Origin of the sequence: Aliiruegeria sabulilitoris, from assembly GCF_001558155.1 — a bacterium.
Classification (GTDB): domain Bacteria; phylum Pseudomonadota; class Alphaproteobacteria; order Rhodobacterales; family Rhodobacteraceae; genus Tropicimonas; species Tropicimonas sabulilitoris.
The window spans coordinates 1-1,709 of record NZ_LOAS01000094.1; the positions used below are offsets into that span (position 1 = coordinate 1).

At 54.5% G+C, this 1,709-nt stretch carries 1 protein-coding gene and 1 pseudogene; one reads left to right on the forward strand and one right to left on the reverse strand.

The annotated features are described in order from the left end of the window. Positions 1-176 precede the first annotated feature (176 nt). Positions 177-1,268 (reverse strand): class I SAM-dependent methyltransferase, encoded by a 1,092-nt coding sequence (locus tag AX756_RS24675; RefSeq protein ID WP_068318523.1) that lies wholly within the window; start codon positions 1,266-1,268, stop codon positions 177-179. Between the two features lie 243 nt (positions 1,269-1,511). On the opposite strand from AX756_RS24675, the pseudogene AX756_RS25415 reads away from it, so the two are divergent. Continuing rightward, positions 1,512-1,709 (forward strand): annotated as a pseudogene (locus tag AX756_RS25415) (energy-dependent translational throttle protein EttA); the annotation flags it as partial.

Genomic DNA, 1,709 nt, shown 5'->3' on the forward strand with positions numbered 1-1,709 from the left:
AAGACAAGGCACGGCGCCTTGGTCCGGACTCGCTGGAGCCGAAGCGGGTGAAGTACAAGAAGTTCACGCGATAATTTCCTGGTGCATAGCCAAAGGCGAGTTGCCAAGGACCGACATCGCCACCCTATGCGCCAGAACACCGACCGCCCGCTCGGGCAAATTGGATGGTGTGTCGGTTAGCTCGAACCTGCGTTCGTGTCTTTGTAGCACGCGCGCTTGCGGCTCTGCGCTGCCTTTGCAAAGCGCTCTCGAAACGACTTGGGTGCAAAGGAAGCGCGACTTAGGAAAAGGTGAATCCTGAAGTCGAGGTAGTCAATCCAATACGCAAGCCGGGACCTTCGTGCTCGACGGTCTCGGTCAGCACGGTTGAAGTTCTCAATTGCGGCATCGCGCTCCGCCAATGCGGCATCGCGCTCCGCCAATGCGGTATCACGCTCTGCCAAACCGGTATCACGTTCGGCCGAGGCGACACCAAGCGCCAATGAAACGGCTTCAAGCTTGGTAGACACGGCGTCACGCTCAGCCAGAGCTCCGATCAGGTGCTCGTCCAAATCCACGCCACGACACGTATACAATGATGAAAGCGATACGGGTTCGCTCGAACAAGGAGCCGTCAGCGCCTTGTGTATGATGGCGAATTCGGAATTCGCCCACACATCCTCCACGATTGAAGGTGACGTTGCGCTGCACATCACCAACTCCCATACCATGTTCGATAATGGCGTCTGCCCTTCATAATGCGCGAAGCTTGGCCATGATCTCCAATGCGCCCAGCCCCAATCTTCCAATATGTACTTGCCGCCGGCAGCCAGGCGCGGGAATACAGTCTCAAAAGTCTTTCTGGACGGTTGGTAGAGGTGAGACGCGTCGTCGATCACAAGATCGGGTGTCGGCATCTTCTCATCCAGCAATTGAAGGACTTTCTCCCGATCGGTCTGATCAACGCCGTATTCGATATCTATTCTATCTGCCCAGCCAAACCGATCGATCAATGACAGAAGGTCATCGTTCTGGTTTCTTAAGTCCATTCCCAGGAACCGAGCGTCCGGCCACATGGTGGCGAGGATCAACAAAGATCCACCTTCGAAAACGCCAACTTCCAGAACACAACTAGGGGGCTCCATTCTTGCGTATTTGTCAAAGAAGCTCTTGGGTTTCAAAACTACGATATGGTCTTGTGTGGTCTTGGCCTGATCAAAATTGTCCTGAACAAAGGAAAAAGGAACTCCGTGGACTTTGCCATGATGCTCATCATACCATTTTAACATACCACAGCCTTTTATGTGACGGAGTTCAACGAGTCCGGAAAACAAATGTCGAGGCTCAACGGGAGGGTTTTCTGGGCCTGCGTTGACGTCTGTACTTCCTCAATTTCCGAGACGAGATCAGAATGTCAGGTTCTAAGCAAGAGTATTGTGCGCATGCATGAGGTGCCTCTTCGGTATGCCAGACTGCGTCGTGGAAGCGATAGAGGCACCGAATGATCGGCATGCTGCCCAACTCCGCCAGACCGACAATTCAAGAAAGGCGGCAACGTGCTTCTGCTAGATGAACAGACCAACGATCTGGACGTCGAACCCCTCCGCGCGCTGGAAGATTTCGCCGGCTGCGCCGTCATTATCTCCACGACCGCTTCTTCCTCGACCGCCTCTGCACCCACATCCTCGCCTTCGAGGGCGAGGCGCATGTGGAGTGGTTCGAGGGCAACT

Coding starts and splice junctions, on each gene's coding strand:
- AX756_RS24675 (WP_068318523.1), bottom strand. CDS start 1,268: ATGTTAAAATGGTATGATGAGCATCATGGCAAAGTCCACGGAGTTCCT.